Source organism: Streptomyces sp. NPDC096136, assembly GCF_044763325.1.
GTDB lineage: Bacteria > Actinomycetota > Actinomycetes > Streptomycetales > Streptomycetaceae > Streptomyces.
The window spans coordinates 69798-84314 of record NZ_JBIWFZ010000023.1 but is presented as its reverse complement, the minus strand read 5'-3'; the positions used below and the strand labels follow the sequence as shown (position 1 = coordinate 84314).

Here is a 14517-nt window from a genome sequence, read left to right as displayed (position 1 = left end):
TTCGGCCGGGGCGGGGGTCTTGGGAGTCTACGCAGCCCCCGCCCCCCGGAACAGGCGTGTTCCGGCCCCCGACCAGGCCGGGGACGCGGCGTCAGAACGCAGGGTCGCGGTGTTCGGCGCAGTCGCGCAGGGCGATCTCCAGCTCCACGTACGACTCCTCGGCCCGCCGGAAGGCCAGCGTCAGGGCCGCCTCCGCGCTCGGCGACAGCTGCTCGCGGGTGCCCTCGCGGGCCTCGTACAGCACGTCCGCCCAGCGGGCGGCCGCGCTCCGCAGCCGGGCCAGCAGCGCCTCGGCCTCCGCGGGCCCGGAGGCCCGGGTGCGGGGCAGTCCGGCCAGCGCCTCCAGCAGCGCCTCGATCTCGGACATCTCGTTCCTCCCCCGGCCGGAAGATCACACGATAAGGCCGCCCCGGAGGCGGCGGGCCGCCGTGTCCCGCCCCTGCGGCCGACGGGCCCGGCGGATCGCCGTACGCCCCTCCCCGAGCGACGAACGGCGCTCCGGTACGCCGGACGGTCGCGCGGGAGCGGGCGCGCGAGCCGGTCGCACGGACGGGCGCACGGCCGAGGGGTACCGGCCCGCCCGGGGGCGGGAGGGTCAGCCGGTGGCCTGGCGCATCAGGAGGTCGCGGAGCTGGCGGGCGTGACGGCGGCTCACCTGGAGCTCGGCCGAGCCGATCCGGACGCTCGTGGTGCCCGCGTCCACACGGAGTTCGTCGATCCGGCCCAGCGCCACCAGGTGGCGCCGGTGGATGCGGACGAACCCGCGGGCCGCCCAGCGTTCCTCCAGGGTGGACAGCGGGATCCGCACCAGGTGGCTGCCCCCGTCCGTGTGCAGCCGGGCGTAGTCGCCCTGGGCCTCGACGTACGCGATGTCCGCGATGGCCACGAACCGGGTGACCCCGCCCAGTTCGACGGCGATCTGCTCGGGCGCCCGCTCGGCGGCGGCCGCCCCGGGGGCGTCCCGCCCGGCCGGGGCGGCCGGTGGGGGCGCGGGGGGTGCGGCCTCCACGGGGCCGTCCGGGCGGCCGAGCAGGGCCCGGGCCCGGCGCACCGCCTCGGCCAGCCGCTCCGGCCGCACGGGCTTGAGCACGTAGTCCACCGCCTTGAGGTCGAAGGCCTGGACGGCGAAGCCCTCGTGCGCGGTGACGAACACGATCAGCGGGGGCCGCGCGAACCCGGCCAGCAGCCGGGCGATGTCCAGCCCGGTCAGCCCGGCCATCTGGATGTCGAGGAAGACCACGTCGATGGCGTCGGGCCCGTCGGGCCCGCTCTCCACCGCCCGTGTGATCCGGCGCAGCGCCTCGGTGGCGTCCGAGGCGCCCTCCGCGCTGAGCACCCGGTCGTCGGAGCGCAGCAGGTAGAGGAGTTCCTCCAGCAGGGGCTTCTCGTCGTCGACGGCCAGTACGCGCAGCATGGCCCGAGTCTAGGGAAGGCACCGGCGGCGGAAAACGGTGCGCGACCCCCGCCCGGGGGGAGGAGGGCGGGGGCCGCGCGGCCGGTGCGTGGGGGACGTGCGGGACCGGCGGCCGGTCCGGCACGGGGTTAGGGGGCGGTGGTGATGAGCTTGCCGTCGGGGGCGACGGCGTACCAGGTGCCGCCCGCACCCTGCCCGTTGGTGTCGCCGGCCTTCTTGTCGCCGGTGAAGGTGTAGACGGGCCAGCAGTTGACGGTCTGCTGCTTCTTGCCGTCGGGGCGGTCGAGGACCAGGTAGTTCTTCTCGACGATCCCTTCGCCGCGCTCCGCCGGCGGGACGACGGGCCACTTGGCCAGGCACTCGCCGGTGCACTTGGAGACCATCGGCCAGGCGGTGTCGGGCTTGAAGCGGTAGACGGTCATGCCGTTGCCGTCGACGACGTGGTCGCCCAGCTTGGCGTCCTTGGCCACCGTCAGGGCCCCGGCGGCCTGGCCGGCTCCGGCGGGGGCGGGGGAGGCGGCGGGGGCCCCGGCCTTCGCCGCCTTCTTGCCGTCGGGGGCGAGGGCGAACCAGGTGCCGCCGACGCCCTGGCCGTTCAGGTCGCCGGCCTTGGCGTCCTTGGCGTAGCGGTAGGCGGGCCAGCCGGCCACCGTCAGCTGCTTGCTGCCGTCCTTGCGGACCACCTCGCCCAGCAGGGCCGGGTCCATGCCCGCCGCGGCGCTCGCGTCGCCGGCCGGGACCACCGGCCACGCCTTGGCGCAGTCCCCGTCGCAGTTGGAGGCCGGCGGCTTGGCGGTGTCCTTGTCGAAGCGGTACAGGGTGAAGCCGGCGGCGTCGGTCAGTACCGGCCCGAGCCGGTCGGTGGTCGAGACCGTGAGCGCGCCTGCGGGCTTGGCGCCCGCGTCCCCGGCGGCCTTGTCGCCTGCGTAGGGGTCGGCGGCGGGAGCGGCGGCCGCGGCCCCGGCCGGCTTCGCCGCGTCGGCCTTGTCGGCCTTGTCGTCCCCGTTGCAGGCGGTCGCCGCCAGCACGACGACGACCGCGACCGCGGCCAGGGTGGTTCCGCGCTTGATGCCCATGTTGTTCTCTCCCACGTGTGGTGTCCGCCGGGTCCGGGTCCTGCCCGTCGCCGGAACCCGTCAACTCGTGCGGAACACGGCGCCGGGGGAGCGTCCTGTTCACCGGGAGCGGTGTGGGGTGTTTCACTCACCGTCCGTCGAACCCGGCCCGGCGCAGGGCCGTGACCACAGCGAGGCCCAGGGCCCGGTGTCCGGCGTCGTCGGGGTGCAGCCCGTCCGCGAGGTGCTCGGGCCCCAGCAGGTCCCGCCCCGGCAGCAGGGCGAGCCGTCCGTCCCCGGCGTCGATCCGGTCCCGGGCGGCCCGCTCCATGGCGTCGCGCAGGGCGCCCAGGGTGGCGCCGAGCCGGTTCGGGGTGCGTTCGGCGTCCGGGCGCAGCACGGGGGAGACCAACAGCAGCGGGGTCCGGGGGTGGCCCTGGCGGACCAGGTCGAGGAAGACGCGGGTGGTCTCGTACAGCAGGGCGGCGGTGTAGGGGACGCGGGTCCAGCAGTTGGTGCCGAAGGCGAGGGTGAGGACGTCGGCGGGGAGGGCCGCGAGCTGCTCGGCGGTGGCCAGCTCCCCGCGCCCGGCGCCGGCGTACCCGAGGTTCACGGTGTCCCAGCCGAGCGCCCGCCCGGCGGCCGCGGGCCAGCCGTGGGCGGGCCGGGTGGCCCACCAGCCCTCGGTGATCGAGTCGCCGTGCACCACCCAGCGCGGGGCCGGCGGGGCGGGGGCGAGGGCTCCGCCGACCCCGCGCAGCTTCAGGACCAGCGGGGACTGCGCCTCGGGCGGGTGGACGGTGTAGGGCCCCGGCCCGCCGGGCAGGGCGATGCGCACGACGGCCTCGGCGGCGGGGTCGGTGAAGACCTCGCGGACCATCCCGTGGCGGTCCCAGAGGGAGAAGCCGTGCGCGAGGTCGCGCAGGGCGTCGTCCGGGCCGGGGACCGCGGCCCGGTAGCGGACCTCCACCGCGTGCGCCCCGCGGGGGAGGAACTCCAGGCGGACCCCTATCGGCAGGGCGGCCCGCTCGCCGGTGTCCCACGGCAGGCGCTCGGTGTCGGCCGGGTCGGCCCGTACGGGCCGGTCCCCGTCCACCCAGGCGACCCCGCGCAGGAAGGGGCCCGGGTCGAGCCAGGCCGTGGCCGTGCCGTCTGCGTCCATGGCGGCACGCTGCGGGAATTCTGATGGACTGTCAAGAACGGAGGTCGGGGGCGGGCGCGCACTGATCGATCATCCGCATGCAACAAAGGACCATCCAGGACAGATCCGCGCAACGATCGTGCGCCAATGTGCAAGGATGGTGCATTACGGGCGGTATCACTCAGCTCGTAGGCTCACCCCCTGTACGTGGAGTGGCGCGGACCGCCTGCTCGGCGGTCCTCTCATGCCCAGACGGGTTCCCACCCGTCTGACAACTGCTCCGGACCGCTGCGGTCGACGCCTGACCCGTCCCCATCCCGCAGTGTCAAAGGAGTCCCCTCGTGCTCGATCAGGGCCAGGCACCCCCGCTCTCCCCGGAGACGCGCAAGCCCGTGAACCCGCTCATGCGGCGCAAGCCGGTCGAGCGGCTCATCTCGGAGGGTGGGCAGGGTGAGGGCGGTACGCTGCGCCGCTCGCTCACCATGTGGCAGCTGACCATGATCAGCATCGGTGCCACGCTGGGCACCGGCATCTTCGTCGTCCTCGGCACCGCCGCCCCCAAGGCCGGCCCCGCCGTGACGATCTCCTTCATCCTCGCGGGCCTCACCGCCCTGTTCTCGGCCCTCTCCTACGCCGAGCTGGCCGGCTCCGTCCCGGTCTCCGGCTCCTCGTACTCCTACGCGTACGCCACCATGGGCGAGCTCATCGCCTGGATCTGCGGCTGGTGCCTGGTCCTGGAGTACGCCGTCTCCGTCGCGGCCGTCGCCGTCGGCTGGGGCCAGTACCTCAACGAGTTCCTCGACGGCACCATAGGCGTCACCGTTCCCGAGGCGGTCTCCGCGCCGCTGGGCGACGGCGGGTACATCAACCTCCCGGCCCTGGTCGTCGTCCTGCTCTCCATGGTCTTCCTGATGCGCGGCGCCAAGGAGAGCGCCACCGTCAACTCGATCATGGTCGCGGTGAAGATCGTCACCCTGCTGCTCTTCATCGGCATCGGCGTCATGGGCATCAAGGCCGGCAACTACACCCCGCTCGCCCCGCTGGGCATGAGCGGCATCGCCGCCGGCGCCTCCACCCTCTTCTTCTCCTACATCGGCTTCGACGCCGCCTCCACCGCCGGTGAGGAAGCCAAGGACCCGAAGAAGGACCTGCCGCGCGCGATCATGCTCTCGCTGGGCATCGTCACCGTCCTCTACGTCCTCGTCGCCTTCGTCGCCGTCGGCGCCATGCCGTGGAAGGACTTCGAGGGCGCCGAGGCCGCGCTGGCCCAGATCATGACCGACGTCACCGGCACCAGCGTCTGGGGCGTCGTCCTCGCCGCCGGCGCCATCGTCGCGATCTTCTCCGTCGTCTTCGCCGTCCTCTACGGCCAGACCCGCATCCTCTTCGCGATGTCCCGCGACGGCCTCGTCCCCAAGGTCTTCGCCAAGGTCGACGAGAAGACCGGCGCCCCCCGCGCCAACGTGGTCATCGTCTCCGTCTTCTGCGGCGTCCTCGCGGCCTTCATCCCGCTCGGCAAGCTCGCCGACGCCACCAGCATCGGCACCCTCTTCGCCTTCGGCCTGGTCAACGTCGCCGTGATCATCCTGCGCCGCACCAAGCCCGACATGCCCCGCACCTTCAAGGTGGCGCTCTTCCCGGTCACCCCCATCCTGGGCGCCGTCGCCTGCGGCTACATGATGTTCGAGCTGGATGCCGCCACCTGGATGGTCTTCGGTGGCTGGATGATCGTGGGCCTCGTGTTCTACTTCCTGTACGGCATCCGCCGCTCCCGTCTGGCCACGGAAGCAGAAGTGGCCACAGCAGAGAAGTGATCCATCCTCAGTGCGACTGAACGATCTCGACGAACGCATCGTGCACGCCCTCGCCGAGGACGCCCGCCGCTCCTACGCCGACATCGGCTCCGAGGTCGGACTCTCCGCACCGGCCGTCAAGCGGCGCGTGGACCGGCTGCGCGCCGAAGGCGCCATCACCGGGTTCACCGTCCGCGTGGACCCGGCGGCCATGGGCTGGGAGACCGAGGGCTTCATCGAGATCTACTGCCGCCACAACACCTCGCCGGACGACATCCGGCGGGGGCTGGAGCGGTACCCCGAGGTGGTGTCCGCGTCGACCGTCACCGGCGACGCGGACGCCCTCGTCCAGGTCTTCGCCTCCGACATGCGCCACTTCGAGCGGGTCCTGGAGCGCATCGCGGGCGAGCCCTTCGTGGAGCGGACCAAATCCGTCCTCGTCCTGTCGCCCCTGCTGCGCCGCTTCACCTCGGGCGCACCGGCGTAGGACACCCCGACGCCCCCGCCGGACCATCCGGCGGGGGCGTCGCCGTTCCTACGGGGAGACGGCCGGGGGCTGTCACAGGCGCGTGCCACCATCGGCCGCATGAAGATCCAGATCCCGCTGCCGGCCGAACCGCACACCTCGACGGTCTACACCGACTGGGCCCGCGTCCACGACCCCGCCGCCGAGCCCGCGGCCGTCGAGCTGTTCGACGAGGTCACGAGCACCATCCACCGGGCCTACGAGAAGCCCGGCCGGTTCGTGGACGGGCTGGAGCGTCGGGTCCGGGAACTGGACCCCGCCCACCTGCCCTGGTTCTGGGACACCGTCGGCCACAAGCTCATCGCCTGGCACCTGCGCTCCGCCGCCCGCGCCCACGCCCTGGCCCGCAAGGCCGAGCGCACCCACGCGCTGCCCGTCGACCCCGACTGGCAGCACGCCAACGTGCTGCTCTTCGCCCGTGCCGGCGCACTGCCCGCCACCGAGCTGAGCGGCCACCAGGACCGGCTGGCCGCCTCCCTGGAGCCCGCCGCCGCGCACGAGGAGTACGTACGCGTCCTGCGGGCCTGGTCCGGCTCGCCCGGCGAGCTCCCCGCCGACCTGGCCCGCCGCGTCCGGCAGTCCGCCCGCGCCGCCGGACTCGGCGCCGCGGAGGAGGCCCGCGTGCTCGGCCTCGTCCTGGCCCCCGCCCGGCACAAGGAGGTCCCCGACCGCCTGCTGGACGCGGCCACCCCGCTGCTGACCGCCCACCCCCCGGCCGACGACACCGCCCTCGCGCTCCTCGACCTCTTCCCCGAGAGCCGCGGCGACGCCTCCTCCTGGCTGCGCCTCCTCATCGGCTGCGGCGCGGCCGACGCCGCCGCGGCCGGCCGGATCGTCCCCGAGGACGGCCTGCCCGGCTGGTTCGCCCGGTACACCCGCCGCTTCGGGCACGGCCGCTCCGGCGGCGGCGTCGTGCGCCAGCCCATGCCCGCCGAGCTCTTCGACCTCCTCGCCCGCTGGGCCCCCCGGCTGCGCGCCGCCGGGACCCCGCTGCGCCTGCACGAGGACCGCTACCGCTACCCCGGACTGGACGCCGACCTCCTCGACGCCTGCCTCGCCGAGGGCATACCCGTCGAGGACCCCGGCATCGCCGTGGAGCTGGTCTTCTGGGACGGGCGCTCGCGCCGCGACCTCAAGGCCCTCGCCGCCGACCCCCTCTTCGGCCCCCGCCTGGAGGGCACCGTCCACGCCGCCCTGCGCCGGGCCGGCACCGCCATCACCCACCTCCCCGGCAACGCCGGCATCGCCGCCGAGGTCCACGGCCGCGTCGAGAGCCTGATCGGCGCCCTGCGCGGCGGCGGCCTCGCCGCGGCCGACGAGGCCGTCGACGAGCTCGCCGCCCTCCTCGACCGGCCGACCGCCCTCGCCCTGGACGGCATCGAGGAGGCCCTCGCCGCCCTGGACCTCACCGGCCCGCTCGCCCGCGCCCTGCGCGCCGGACTGCCCGAGGAATGGGCCTGGCCCGCCCTGGAGGAGGCCGTCGCAGGCCTCGGCGGCCCCGACGCCGTCACCGGGGTCACCTGCACCTGGCCCGTCCTGACCGTCTACGGCCCCGACCGGGCCGTCGCCGTCGACCACGCCGGCACCCGGGGCACCTGCGCCTTCCGGCTCCCCGAAGGGGCGACCACGCACACCGCCCACTGGGTCGGCGGCTCCTTCCTGATCGGGTTCGCCACCACCCCCAAGGCCTCCTTCGGAACCCACGCCTTCTGGGCCGACCGGCCCGAGGACGTCTTCGAAGCCGAGCGGCAGCTCGGCCTGCGCCGCTACGGCGGCATGATCCAGGGCGGCCTCGGCTACCAGTTCGCCACCCCCGACGGCGGACGCCTGGAGGAGGGCCACGTCCTGCGCCCCGGCGACCGGGACGGCATCGGCTCCCACGACGTCCAGATGAGCGACGGCAAGACGATCTGGAGCACCCGGGTCCACCGCTCCTGGCGCACCTGGACCCGTGTCGACCCCGCCACCGGAGCCGCCCTCCCCGGCCACGACACCCCCGCCTTCCACACCGCCGCCCCCCTCCCGCCCGGCACCGAGCACTTCGGCGACCTCCAGACCCTCGCCGCCCTCCCCGACGGCGCCCCCGACTCCCCGCTCGGCCGCGACGGCGCCCTCGTCGGCTTCCGCGTCCTGAACCGCACCCCCCACCCCGGCCCCTCGCCCAAGGAGTTCGTCCTGGAGGGCGTCGACGGCCGCCGCGCCTCCTACCGCAGCCGCCGCTGGGGCACCCGCCCCTGGGCCGTGATCCGGATGCCGCAGGACGGCGAGGAGGCGGTCCTGGCCGGCCAGGAGACCATCCGCTGCCACGCCGCCGAGGACAACTCCCTGCTCTGGCAGGTCCAGGGCTTCCCCGGCTCGGACGGGCGCCGCACCCCCGGCTTCGGGGACGCCGCGGGCCCCGTCCCTCCGCCCGCCTTCTGGCACTTCCTCACCGTGCGCTGCGAGGCCTCCTCCCGGGCCCTGCGCGCCGTACCCGACACCGCCGTACGGGCCCTGCTCGACGCCGCCGCGGCCGGCGGGCCCGCGCCCGCCCTGCCCGGCGAGCCCCTCGACCCCCGGGTCGCGGACGGCGTCGCCCGGGCCGCCGCCCTCGCCGCCGACGTCCTGCGCCGCCGCCGCGAGCTGTCCCGCCGGATCGCCGTCATCCGCTCCGGGCCCGTGGTCGCGCTGCGCGCCGAGGCCCCCGACAGCGTCCTCGTCCCGGCCCTGTACGGGCTGGTGCCCGCACGCCACCGCGCCTACGACGAGCCCTCGATCCCCCCGCAGCCGGCCGTCCAGACCGCCGTCGCCGCCGACGGGCGCCACCTGCGCGGGGAGATCGACGACGAGGCCCGCGTGCTGGCCCGGCCGGCCGTCCCCGAGACCTGGGAGCCGCTGGTCGGCGGCATCGACGCCGTCGCCTGGCGGGCCCTCGCCGCCACCACCCCCGCCGAGGAGCGCGAGGCGCTGGCCGCCCTGCTGGAGACCTGGAGCGGGCAGCCCTTCGCCGAGCCGGGCTCCGCCTGGCGCACGGGCCGGGCGACCGAGGAGGCCCTGGCCGCCCGCCGCGCCGCCGGGGCCACCCTCGCCTCGGGGCCGGTCCGGAGCGGCACCGCCTGGTTCCTCCAGCGGGCCGCCGACCCCGCGCCCGAGGGCGCCGAGGACAGCGAGGTCCGCACCATCGGGACGGACGACGCCGCCCGCCTGCCCCGGCTGCTGGAACTGCTCGCCGAACGGGGCCCGCTGGCCGCACCCCCGGCGGCGCGGGAGGCCTTCGCCGGGCTGACCGGGGTCCGCGGCCCCGTCGCCGCCCTGGTCCTCGGCGGCTTCCCCGCCCGCGACCACTACGACCACCACCTCAAGCTGCTGGCCTCCGCCCCCTTCAAGGCGAACAGGACCCTGGCCGAGCAGTACGACGCGCTCTGCCGCAGCCTCGGCGACGCCGGACGGCGCGCCGTGCTGGCCGCCGCCCTGCCCGAGGACCCGGCCGCGCTGTGGGAGCCGGGCGGCGCGGTGGCGGCGGCCGAGCGGATGGCCGCCGTCTGGAACGGGCTCCTCGGCGCCGGCGAGCCCGCCGACGAGGAGCTGGCCGCCGCCCTGGAGGCCGAGCTGGGCCTGCCCGACACCTGGGCCCGCACCCTGCCCGCCGGACGCGCCCCGGCCGACTCCGCCTTCGGCGAGGCGGGTTTCGTCCTGGCCGGCGACCGTACGGGCGGGCTCGACCTGTACCACGCGGGCCCGGGTGCCCCGACGGGGGACCCGGTCGGGACCACCGAGCCCCCGCACCGCCGGGCGGCCTCCGTGATCGCCTGGGCGCTGGCCGAGCGCCCCGTCGGGGACCCGGCCTTCCGCGGCGCCCTGGCGCTGTACGGGCGGCTGCGGGAGGTGCTGGCGGACCCGGGCACGCTGATCCCCGTCGGCCGGTTCACGCAGCTGGCGGACCGGGTCGCCGCCGACCCGCTCTTCCGCCCGTACGCGGGGCCGGTGCTGCCGTGCCCCCAGCCGCCGGGCAAGGGGGCCACCGGGACCTCCACGGCCCACGACGACGGACTCCTCGTGGTCGCGGTCCCGGCCGGGGACACCTTCCTGCGGCCCGCCGCCCTGGCCGATCCGGAGCGCCGTGAGCGGGCCGAGCGCCTCGCCGCCGGTCTGGGGGAGCGGTCCTGGCTGCTGTCGGAGCTGCGCGGGCACCGGGCCCTGTTCGACGACCTCTCCCGCCTGGCCGCCCGCGCGGCCGCCACACCCGTACCGGAGGGCGGCTACGAGGCCAACCCCGCGCTGAGCGCCCCGGAGCTGGTCGCCGAGGCCGCTGCTGCCCTCGGGACCGGTGCGGACGCGGCCGCCCTGTACCTCCAGCTCATGGCCCTCGCCCGCCCCACCGACCGGGCCGTGCGCCGCTGGAACGGCTGGACGCCGGCCCGGCACAAGGCCGCCCAGGCGGAGCTGCTGGCCACGGGCGCCGTGGTGGGCGACAAGCGGGCCCGCTCGGGACGGACCCTGTTCGCCCCCGGTGAGTGGACGCAGCTGAAGGCCCCGCACCTGCCGCTCGAGAGCCGGAAGATCGCGGCGCATTTGGGGGCGGGCTCGGCCCGGTACCTCCACACGCGGTTGCTCCGCCTGCTCGCGCCGGTCCCCCCGCACGAGCTGTTCGCCCGCGCCTGGGCTGAGCGGGGCGCGGCCGGGGCGTGACGGGACACGGGGACGGGAGCCGGGCGGAGGGCCGGACGGCCGCTGATGGCGCGTGTTCATCGCTCGGCCGTCCGTCCCCCGGCCCGGGCCCCCGTCCGTGCCGGCGCTACGGCAGGCCCGGGCGGCACTCGATGAACCCGTGTGAAACCCGCGTCACGGCCGGCCGCCCGCCGCCCCGGGGGTGCGCAGCCCGATGAACACCGGCTCCCGGCGCAGGGTGAAGCCCATCGACTCGTAGAGCCGGATCGCGTGCGTGTTGTCGGCGGCCGCGTGCAGGAACGGGACGTCGCCGCGCTCGCGGATCCCCGCCGCCACCGCCCGGACGAGCAGCGCGGCCAGGCCCTGGCCGCGGTGGTCCGGGTGGGTGCACACCGCGCTGATCTCCGTCCAGCCCGGCGGCCGCATCCGCTCCCCGGCCATCGCCACCAGCCGGCCCCCGCGGCGGACGCCCAGATAGGCGCCCAGCTCGATGGTCCGGGGCAGGAAGGGGCCCGGCTCGGTCAACCGCACCAGCGCCGTCATCTCCGCCACGTCGGCCGGCCCCAGCCTGACCGCCTCCGGCGAGCCCTCGGCCCGTACCGCCCGCCCGTCCAGCTGTACGCCCGGAATGCAGCGCACGGTCTCCCAGCCGGGCGGCGGGGTCGGCAGGCCGGTCAGCCACACCTCCCGGTCCGGCCCGACCAGCGCGGCCAGGTCCGCCCAGGCGGCCGGGTCGGCCGGGTCGGCGACCGCCGCGAACGGGTTCGCCTCCGGCAGGTAGCGGGCGGCCCCGCGGCCGGAGTACTCGGCGAAGGCCCGGTGCGGGCCGGTCAGCGCGGCCCACACCGGGTTGTCGAGCGGGGCGGCGGGGTTCTCGGTGGACATGCGGTGCGGCATCCTTCCCTGGGGGCGGCCGCCCCCGGGGAGCCCCCGCGCGGCGGCACGCGACAGCGGCGACGGCGGCAGGCTATGCCCCCCGCAGCCCCCGGGAACAGCGAATTCGGGCGTGCGCCCTCCGCCCCGCTCCCCCCGCCGAACCGGGCCCGCGCAACGATTCGCCGCACATCGGGCGGAACGCGCAACGAATCGATGAGGCCAGCGCAACGCTGACGGCTTGTCCGGATCGAACGCCCGAACGTACCGTTTTACGACCCCCACCCCATCTGTCACAGAGGTTCGCCCATGCCCCCGCTGCGCACCGCACTCCTCCAGAGCTCCGGACGGCTCGGCGACACCGCCGAGAACCTGAAGCGGCTCGACGAGGCCGCGGCGCGCGCCGCACAGGGCGGGGCCGGGCTCCTCGTGACCTCGGAGATGTTCCTGACCGGCTACGCGCTGGAGGTCGGGGACATCGCGGGCCTGGCCGAGCCGGCCGACGGCGAGTCCGCCCACGCCATCGGGGGCATCGCCCGCCGCCACGGGGTCGCCGTCCTGTACGGCTACCCCGAGCGCGACGGCGACACCGTCTACAACTCGGCCCAGCTGATCGGCCCCGACGGGACCCGGCTGGCGAACTACCGCAAGACCCACCTGTTCGGCTGCTTCGAGCAGGAGGCCTTCACCCCCGGCGACACCCCCGTCGTCCAGGCCGACCTGAACGGCCTCCGCGTCGGCATCATGATCTGCTACGACGTGGAGTTCCCCGAGAACGTGCGCGCCCACGCGCTGGCCGGGACCGACCTCCTCCTGGTCCCGACCGCGCAGATGCACCCGTTCCAGTTCGTCGCCGAACAGCTGGTCCCGGTACGGGCCTTCGAGAACCAGATGTACGTCGCGTACGTCAACCGGACCGGCCCCGAGGGCGAGTTCGAGTTCGTCGGCCTCAGCTGCCTGGCCAGCCCGGACGGGGTCACCCGCACCCGCGCCGGCCGCGGCGAGGAGATGGTCCTCGGCGAGGTCGACCCCGAGCTCCTCAAGGCCTCGCGCGAGACCAACCCGTACCTGCGCGACCGCCGCCCCGGGCTCTACGCCTCCCTCGTCTGAGGCCCGCCCGCCCCCCTCACCACCCGCCCCAGCCCTGCCTGCTCTGCCGCAAGGAGACGTACCCCCATGACGTCCACGGTGCCCACCACCGCCGTCCCGCACAGCGACGGACAGCTGCCGATCACCATGTTCGGCCCGGACTTCCCGTACGCCTACGACGACTTCCTCGCCCACCCGGCGGGCCTGGGCCAGATACCGGCGACCGAGCACGGCACCGAGGTCGCCGTCATCGGCGGCGGCCTGTCCGGCATCATCTCCGCCTACGAGCTGATGAAGATGGGCCTCAAGCCCGTCGTCTACGAGGCCGACCAGATCGGCGGCCGCCTGCGCACCGTCGGCTTCGAGGGCCCGGGCACCGAGGGCCTCACGGCGGAGATGGGCGCCATGCGCTTCCCGCCCTCCTCCACGGCGCTCCAGCACTACATCGACCTGGTGGGCCTGCAGACCCAGCCCTTCCCGAACCCGCTCGCCGAGGCCACCCCCTCGACGGTCGTGGACCTCAAGGGCGAGACCCACTACGCCGAGACCATCGCCGACCTCCCGCAGGTCTACCGCGACGTCGCCGCCGCGTGGAACGCCTGCCTCGACGAGGGCGCCGACTTCTCCGACATGAACCAGGCGATGCGCGAGCGGGACGTCCCGCGCATCCGCGAGATCTGGGCCAAGCTCGTCGAGAAGCTCGACAACCAGACCTTCTACGGCTTCCTGTGCGAGTCGGAGGCCTTCCAGTCCTTCCGCAAGCGCGAGATCTTCGGCCAGGTCGGCTTCGGCACCGGCGGCTGGGACACCGACTTCCCGAACTCCATCCTGGAGATCCTCCGCGTCGTCTACACCGAGGCCGACGACCACCACCGCGGCATCGTCGGCGGCTCGCAGCAGCTGCCGCTGCGCCTGTGGGAGCGCGAGCCCGAGAAGATCGTCCACTGGGCCCAGGGCACCTCGCTGTCCTCGCTGCACGAGGGCGCCCCGCGCCCGGCCGTGACCCGCCTGCACCGCACCGCGGGCAACCGCATCACGGTCACCGACGCCAACGGCGACATCCGCACGTACCGCGCCGCGATCTTCACCGCGCAGTCCTGGATGCTGCTGTCCAAGATCGCCTGTGACGACACGCTGTTCCCGATCGACCACTGGACGGCGATCGAGCGCACCCACTACATGGAGTCCAGCAAGCTCTTCGTCCCCGTCGACCGGCCGTTCTGGCTGGACAAGGACGAGGAGACGGGCCGCGACGTCATGTCGATGACCCTGACCGACCGCATGACCCGCGGCACCTACCTGCTGGACGACGGCCCGGACCGGCCGGCCGTCATCTGCCTGTCGTACACCTGGTGCGACGACAGCCTGAAGTGGCTGCCGCTGTCCGCGAACGAGCGGATGGAGGTCATGCTGAAGTCCCTCGGCGAGATCTACCCCAAGGTCGACATCCGCCGCCACATCATCGGCAACCCGGTGACCGTGAGCTGGGAGAACGAGCCCTACTTCATGGGCGCGTTCAAGGCGAACCTGCCGGGCCACTACCGCTACCAGCGCCGCCTGTTCACCCACTTCATGCAGGACGGCCTCCCCGAGGACAAGCGCGGCATCTTCCTCGCGGGCGACGACATCTCCTGGACCGCGGGCTGGGCCGAGGGCGCCGTCCAGACCGCCCTGAACGCGGTCTGGGGCGTCATGCACCACCTCGGCGGCTCCACGGACGCCACCAACCCCGGCCCGGGCGACGTCTACGACGAGATCGCCCCGGTCGAACTCCCCGAGGACTAGTACCCGACCGGTACTCCCGGGTCCACGGCCACGGGCCGCCCCCGCGTTCACCACGCGGCGGCGGCCCGTCCCCTATTCCGGACCGCCTCACACGGCCCGGGCCCAGAGCAGCCGCTGCCGCCGCCGGGAGGCGGCGTACCCCGGCCCGCCATCCGTACACCTGGGGAGGGGTGCGTCCCGGCCGCACCGGGGTT

General features: G+C 75.1%; 10 protein-coding genes. 5 read left to right on the top strand and 5 right to left on the bottom strand.

Annotated features, from left to right (window positions below):
* Nucleotides 1–91: 91 nt before the first annotated feature.
* The 4 genes from ACIRBY_RS32840 to ACIRBY_RS32825 all read right to left on the bottom strand — a co-directional run bounded on the left by ACIRBY_RS32840 (nt 92) and on the right by ACIRBY_RS32825 (nt 3631).
* A complete protein-coding gene (locus ACIRBY_RS32840) occupies nt 92–367 on the bottom strand; it encodes a hypothetical protein (RefSeq protein WP_403907577.1) in 276 nt (91 codons plus the stop codon).
* A gap of 228 nt (nt 368–595) precedes the next feature.
* On the bottom strand, nt 596–1414 hold the full coding sequence (locus tag ACIRBY_RS32835; RefSeq protein WP_403907575.1) for a LytR/AlgR family response regulator transcription factor: 819 nt from the start codon (nt 1412–1414) through the stop codon (nt 596–598).
* A gap of 128 nt (nt 1415–1542) precedes the next feature.
* Nucleotides 1543–2490 (bottom strand): SCO0930 family lipoprotein, encoded by a 948-nt coding sequence (locus ACIRBY_RS32830; protein ID WP_403907665.1) that lies wholly within the window; start codon nt 2488–2490, stop codon nt 1543–1545.
* A 127-nt stretch (nt 2491–2617) separates the two neighbouring features.
* Entirely contained in the window at nt 2618–3631 is a 1014-nt protein-coding gene (locus ACIRBY_RS32825; RefSeq protein WP_403907573.1) for a GDSL-type esterase/lipase family protein, read from the bottom strand.
* A 320-nt stretch (nt 3632–3951) separates the two neighbouring features.
* Here ACIRBY_RS32825 and ACIRBY_RS32820 point away from each other — a divergent pair, with 320 nt between their 5' ends.
* The 3 genes from ACIRBY_RS32820 (at nt 3952) to ACIRBY_RS32810 (ending at nt 10597) form a co-directional block, all read left to right on the top strand.
* Nucleotides 3952–5424, top strand: a complete 1473-nt coding sequence (locus ACIRBY_RS32820; RefSeq protein WP_403907571.1) for an amino acid permease — start codon at nt 3952–3954, stop codon at nt 5422–5424.
* Nucleotides 5425–5434: 10 nt separating this feature from the next.
* Nucleotides 5435–5890, top strand: coding sequence for an Lrp/AsnC family transcriptional regulator (locus ACIRBY_RS32815; protein ID WP_007262967.1), 456 nt, complete (start codon nt 5435–5437; stop codon nt 5888–5890).
* A gap of 99 nt (nt 5891–5989) precedes the next feature.
* On the top strand, nt 5990–10597 hold the full coding sequence (locus ACIRBY_RS32810) for a hypothetical protein (protein WP_403907569.1): 4608 nt from the start codon (nt 5990–5992) through the stop codon (nt 10595–10597).
* Nucleotides 10598–10750: 153 nt separating this feature from the next.
* Here the strand turns inward: ACIRBY_RS32810 and ACIRBY_RS32805 are convergent, their stop codons facing one another.
* Entirely contained in the window at nt 10751–11461 is a 711-nt protein-coding gene (locus ACIRBY_RS32805) for a GNAT family N-acetyltransferase (protein ID WP_403907567.1), read from the bottom strand.
* A gap of 297 nt (nt 11462–11758) precedes the next feature.
* Between ACIRBY_RS32805 and ACIRBY_RS32800 the strand changes: the two genes are divergently transcribed.
* On the top strand, nt 11759–12559 hold the full coding sequence (locus tag ACIRBY_RS32800) for a carbon-nitrogen hydrolase family protein (protein ID WP_403907565.1): 801 nt from the start codon (nt 11759–11761) through the stop codon (nt 12557–12559).
* Between the two features lie 66 nt (nt 12560–12625).
* Nucleotides 12626–14323, top strand: a complete 1698-nt coding sequence (locus ACIRBY_RS32795) for a flavin monoamine oxidase family protein (protein WP_403907563.1) — start codon at nt 12626–12628, stop codon at nt 14321–14323.
* Nucleotides 14324–14517 lie beyond the last annotated feature (194 nt).

Excerpts from the sequence above, each read along its gene's own strand:
- ACIRBY_RS32810 (WP_403907569.1), top strand. The coding sequence starts at position 5,990 with ATGAAGATCCAGATCCCGCTGCCGGCCGAACCGCACACCTCGACGGTC.
- ACIRBY_RS32835 (WP_403907575.1), bottom strand. The coding sequence starts at position 1,414 with ATGCTGCGCGTACTGGCCGTCGACGACGAGAAGCCCCTGCTGGAGGAA.
- ACIRBY_RS32805 (WP_403907567.1), bottom strand. The coding sequence starts at position 11,461 with ATGTCCACCGAGAACCCCGCCGCCCCGCTCGACAACCCGGTGTGGGCC.
- ACIRBY_RS32840 (WP_403907577.1), bottom strand. The coding sequence starts at position 367 with ATGTCCGAGATCGAGGCGCTGCTGGAGGCGCTGGCCGGACTGCCCCGC.
- ACIRBY_RS32795 (WP_403907563.1), top strand. The coding sequence starts at position 12,626 with ATGACGTCCACGGTGCCCACCACCGCCGTCCCGCACAGCGACGGACAG.
- ACIRBY_RS32830 (WP_403907665.1), bottom strand. The coding sequence starts at position 2,490 with ATGGGCATCAAGCGCGGAACCACCCTGGCCGCGGTCGCGGTCGTCGTC.
- ACIRBY_RS32825 (WP_403907573.1), bottom strand. The coding sequence starts at position 3,631 with ATGGACGCAGACGGCACGGCCACGGCCTGGCTCGACCCGGGCCCCTTC.
- ACIRBY_RS32800 (WP_403907565.1), top strand. The coding sequence starts at position 11,759 with ATGCCCCCGCTGCGCACCGCACTCCTCCAGAGCTCCGGACGGCTCGGC.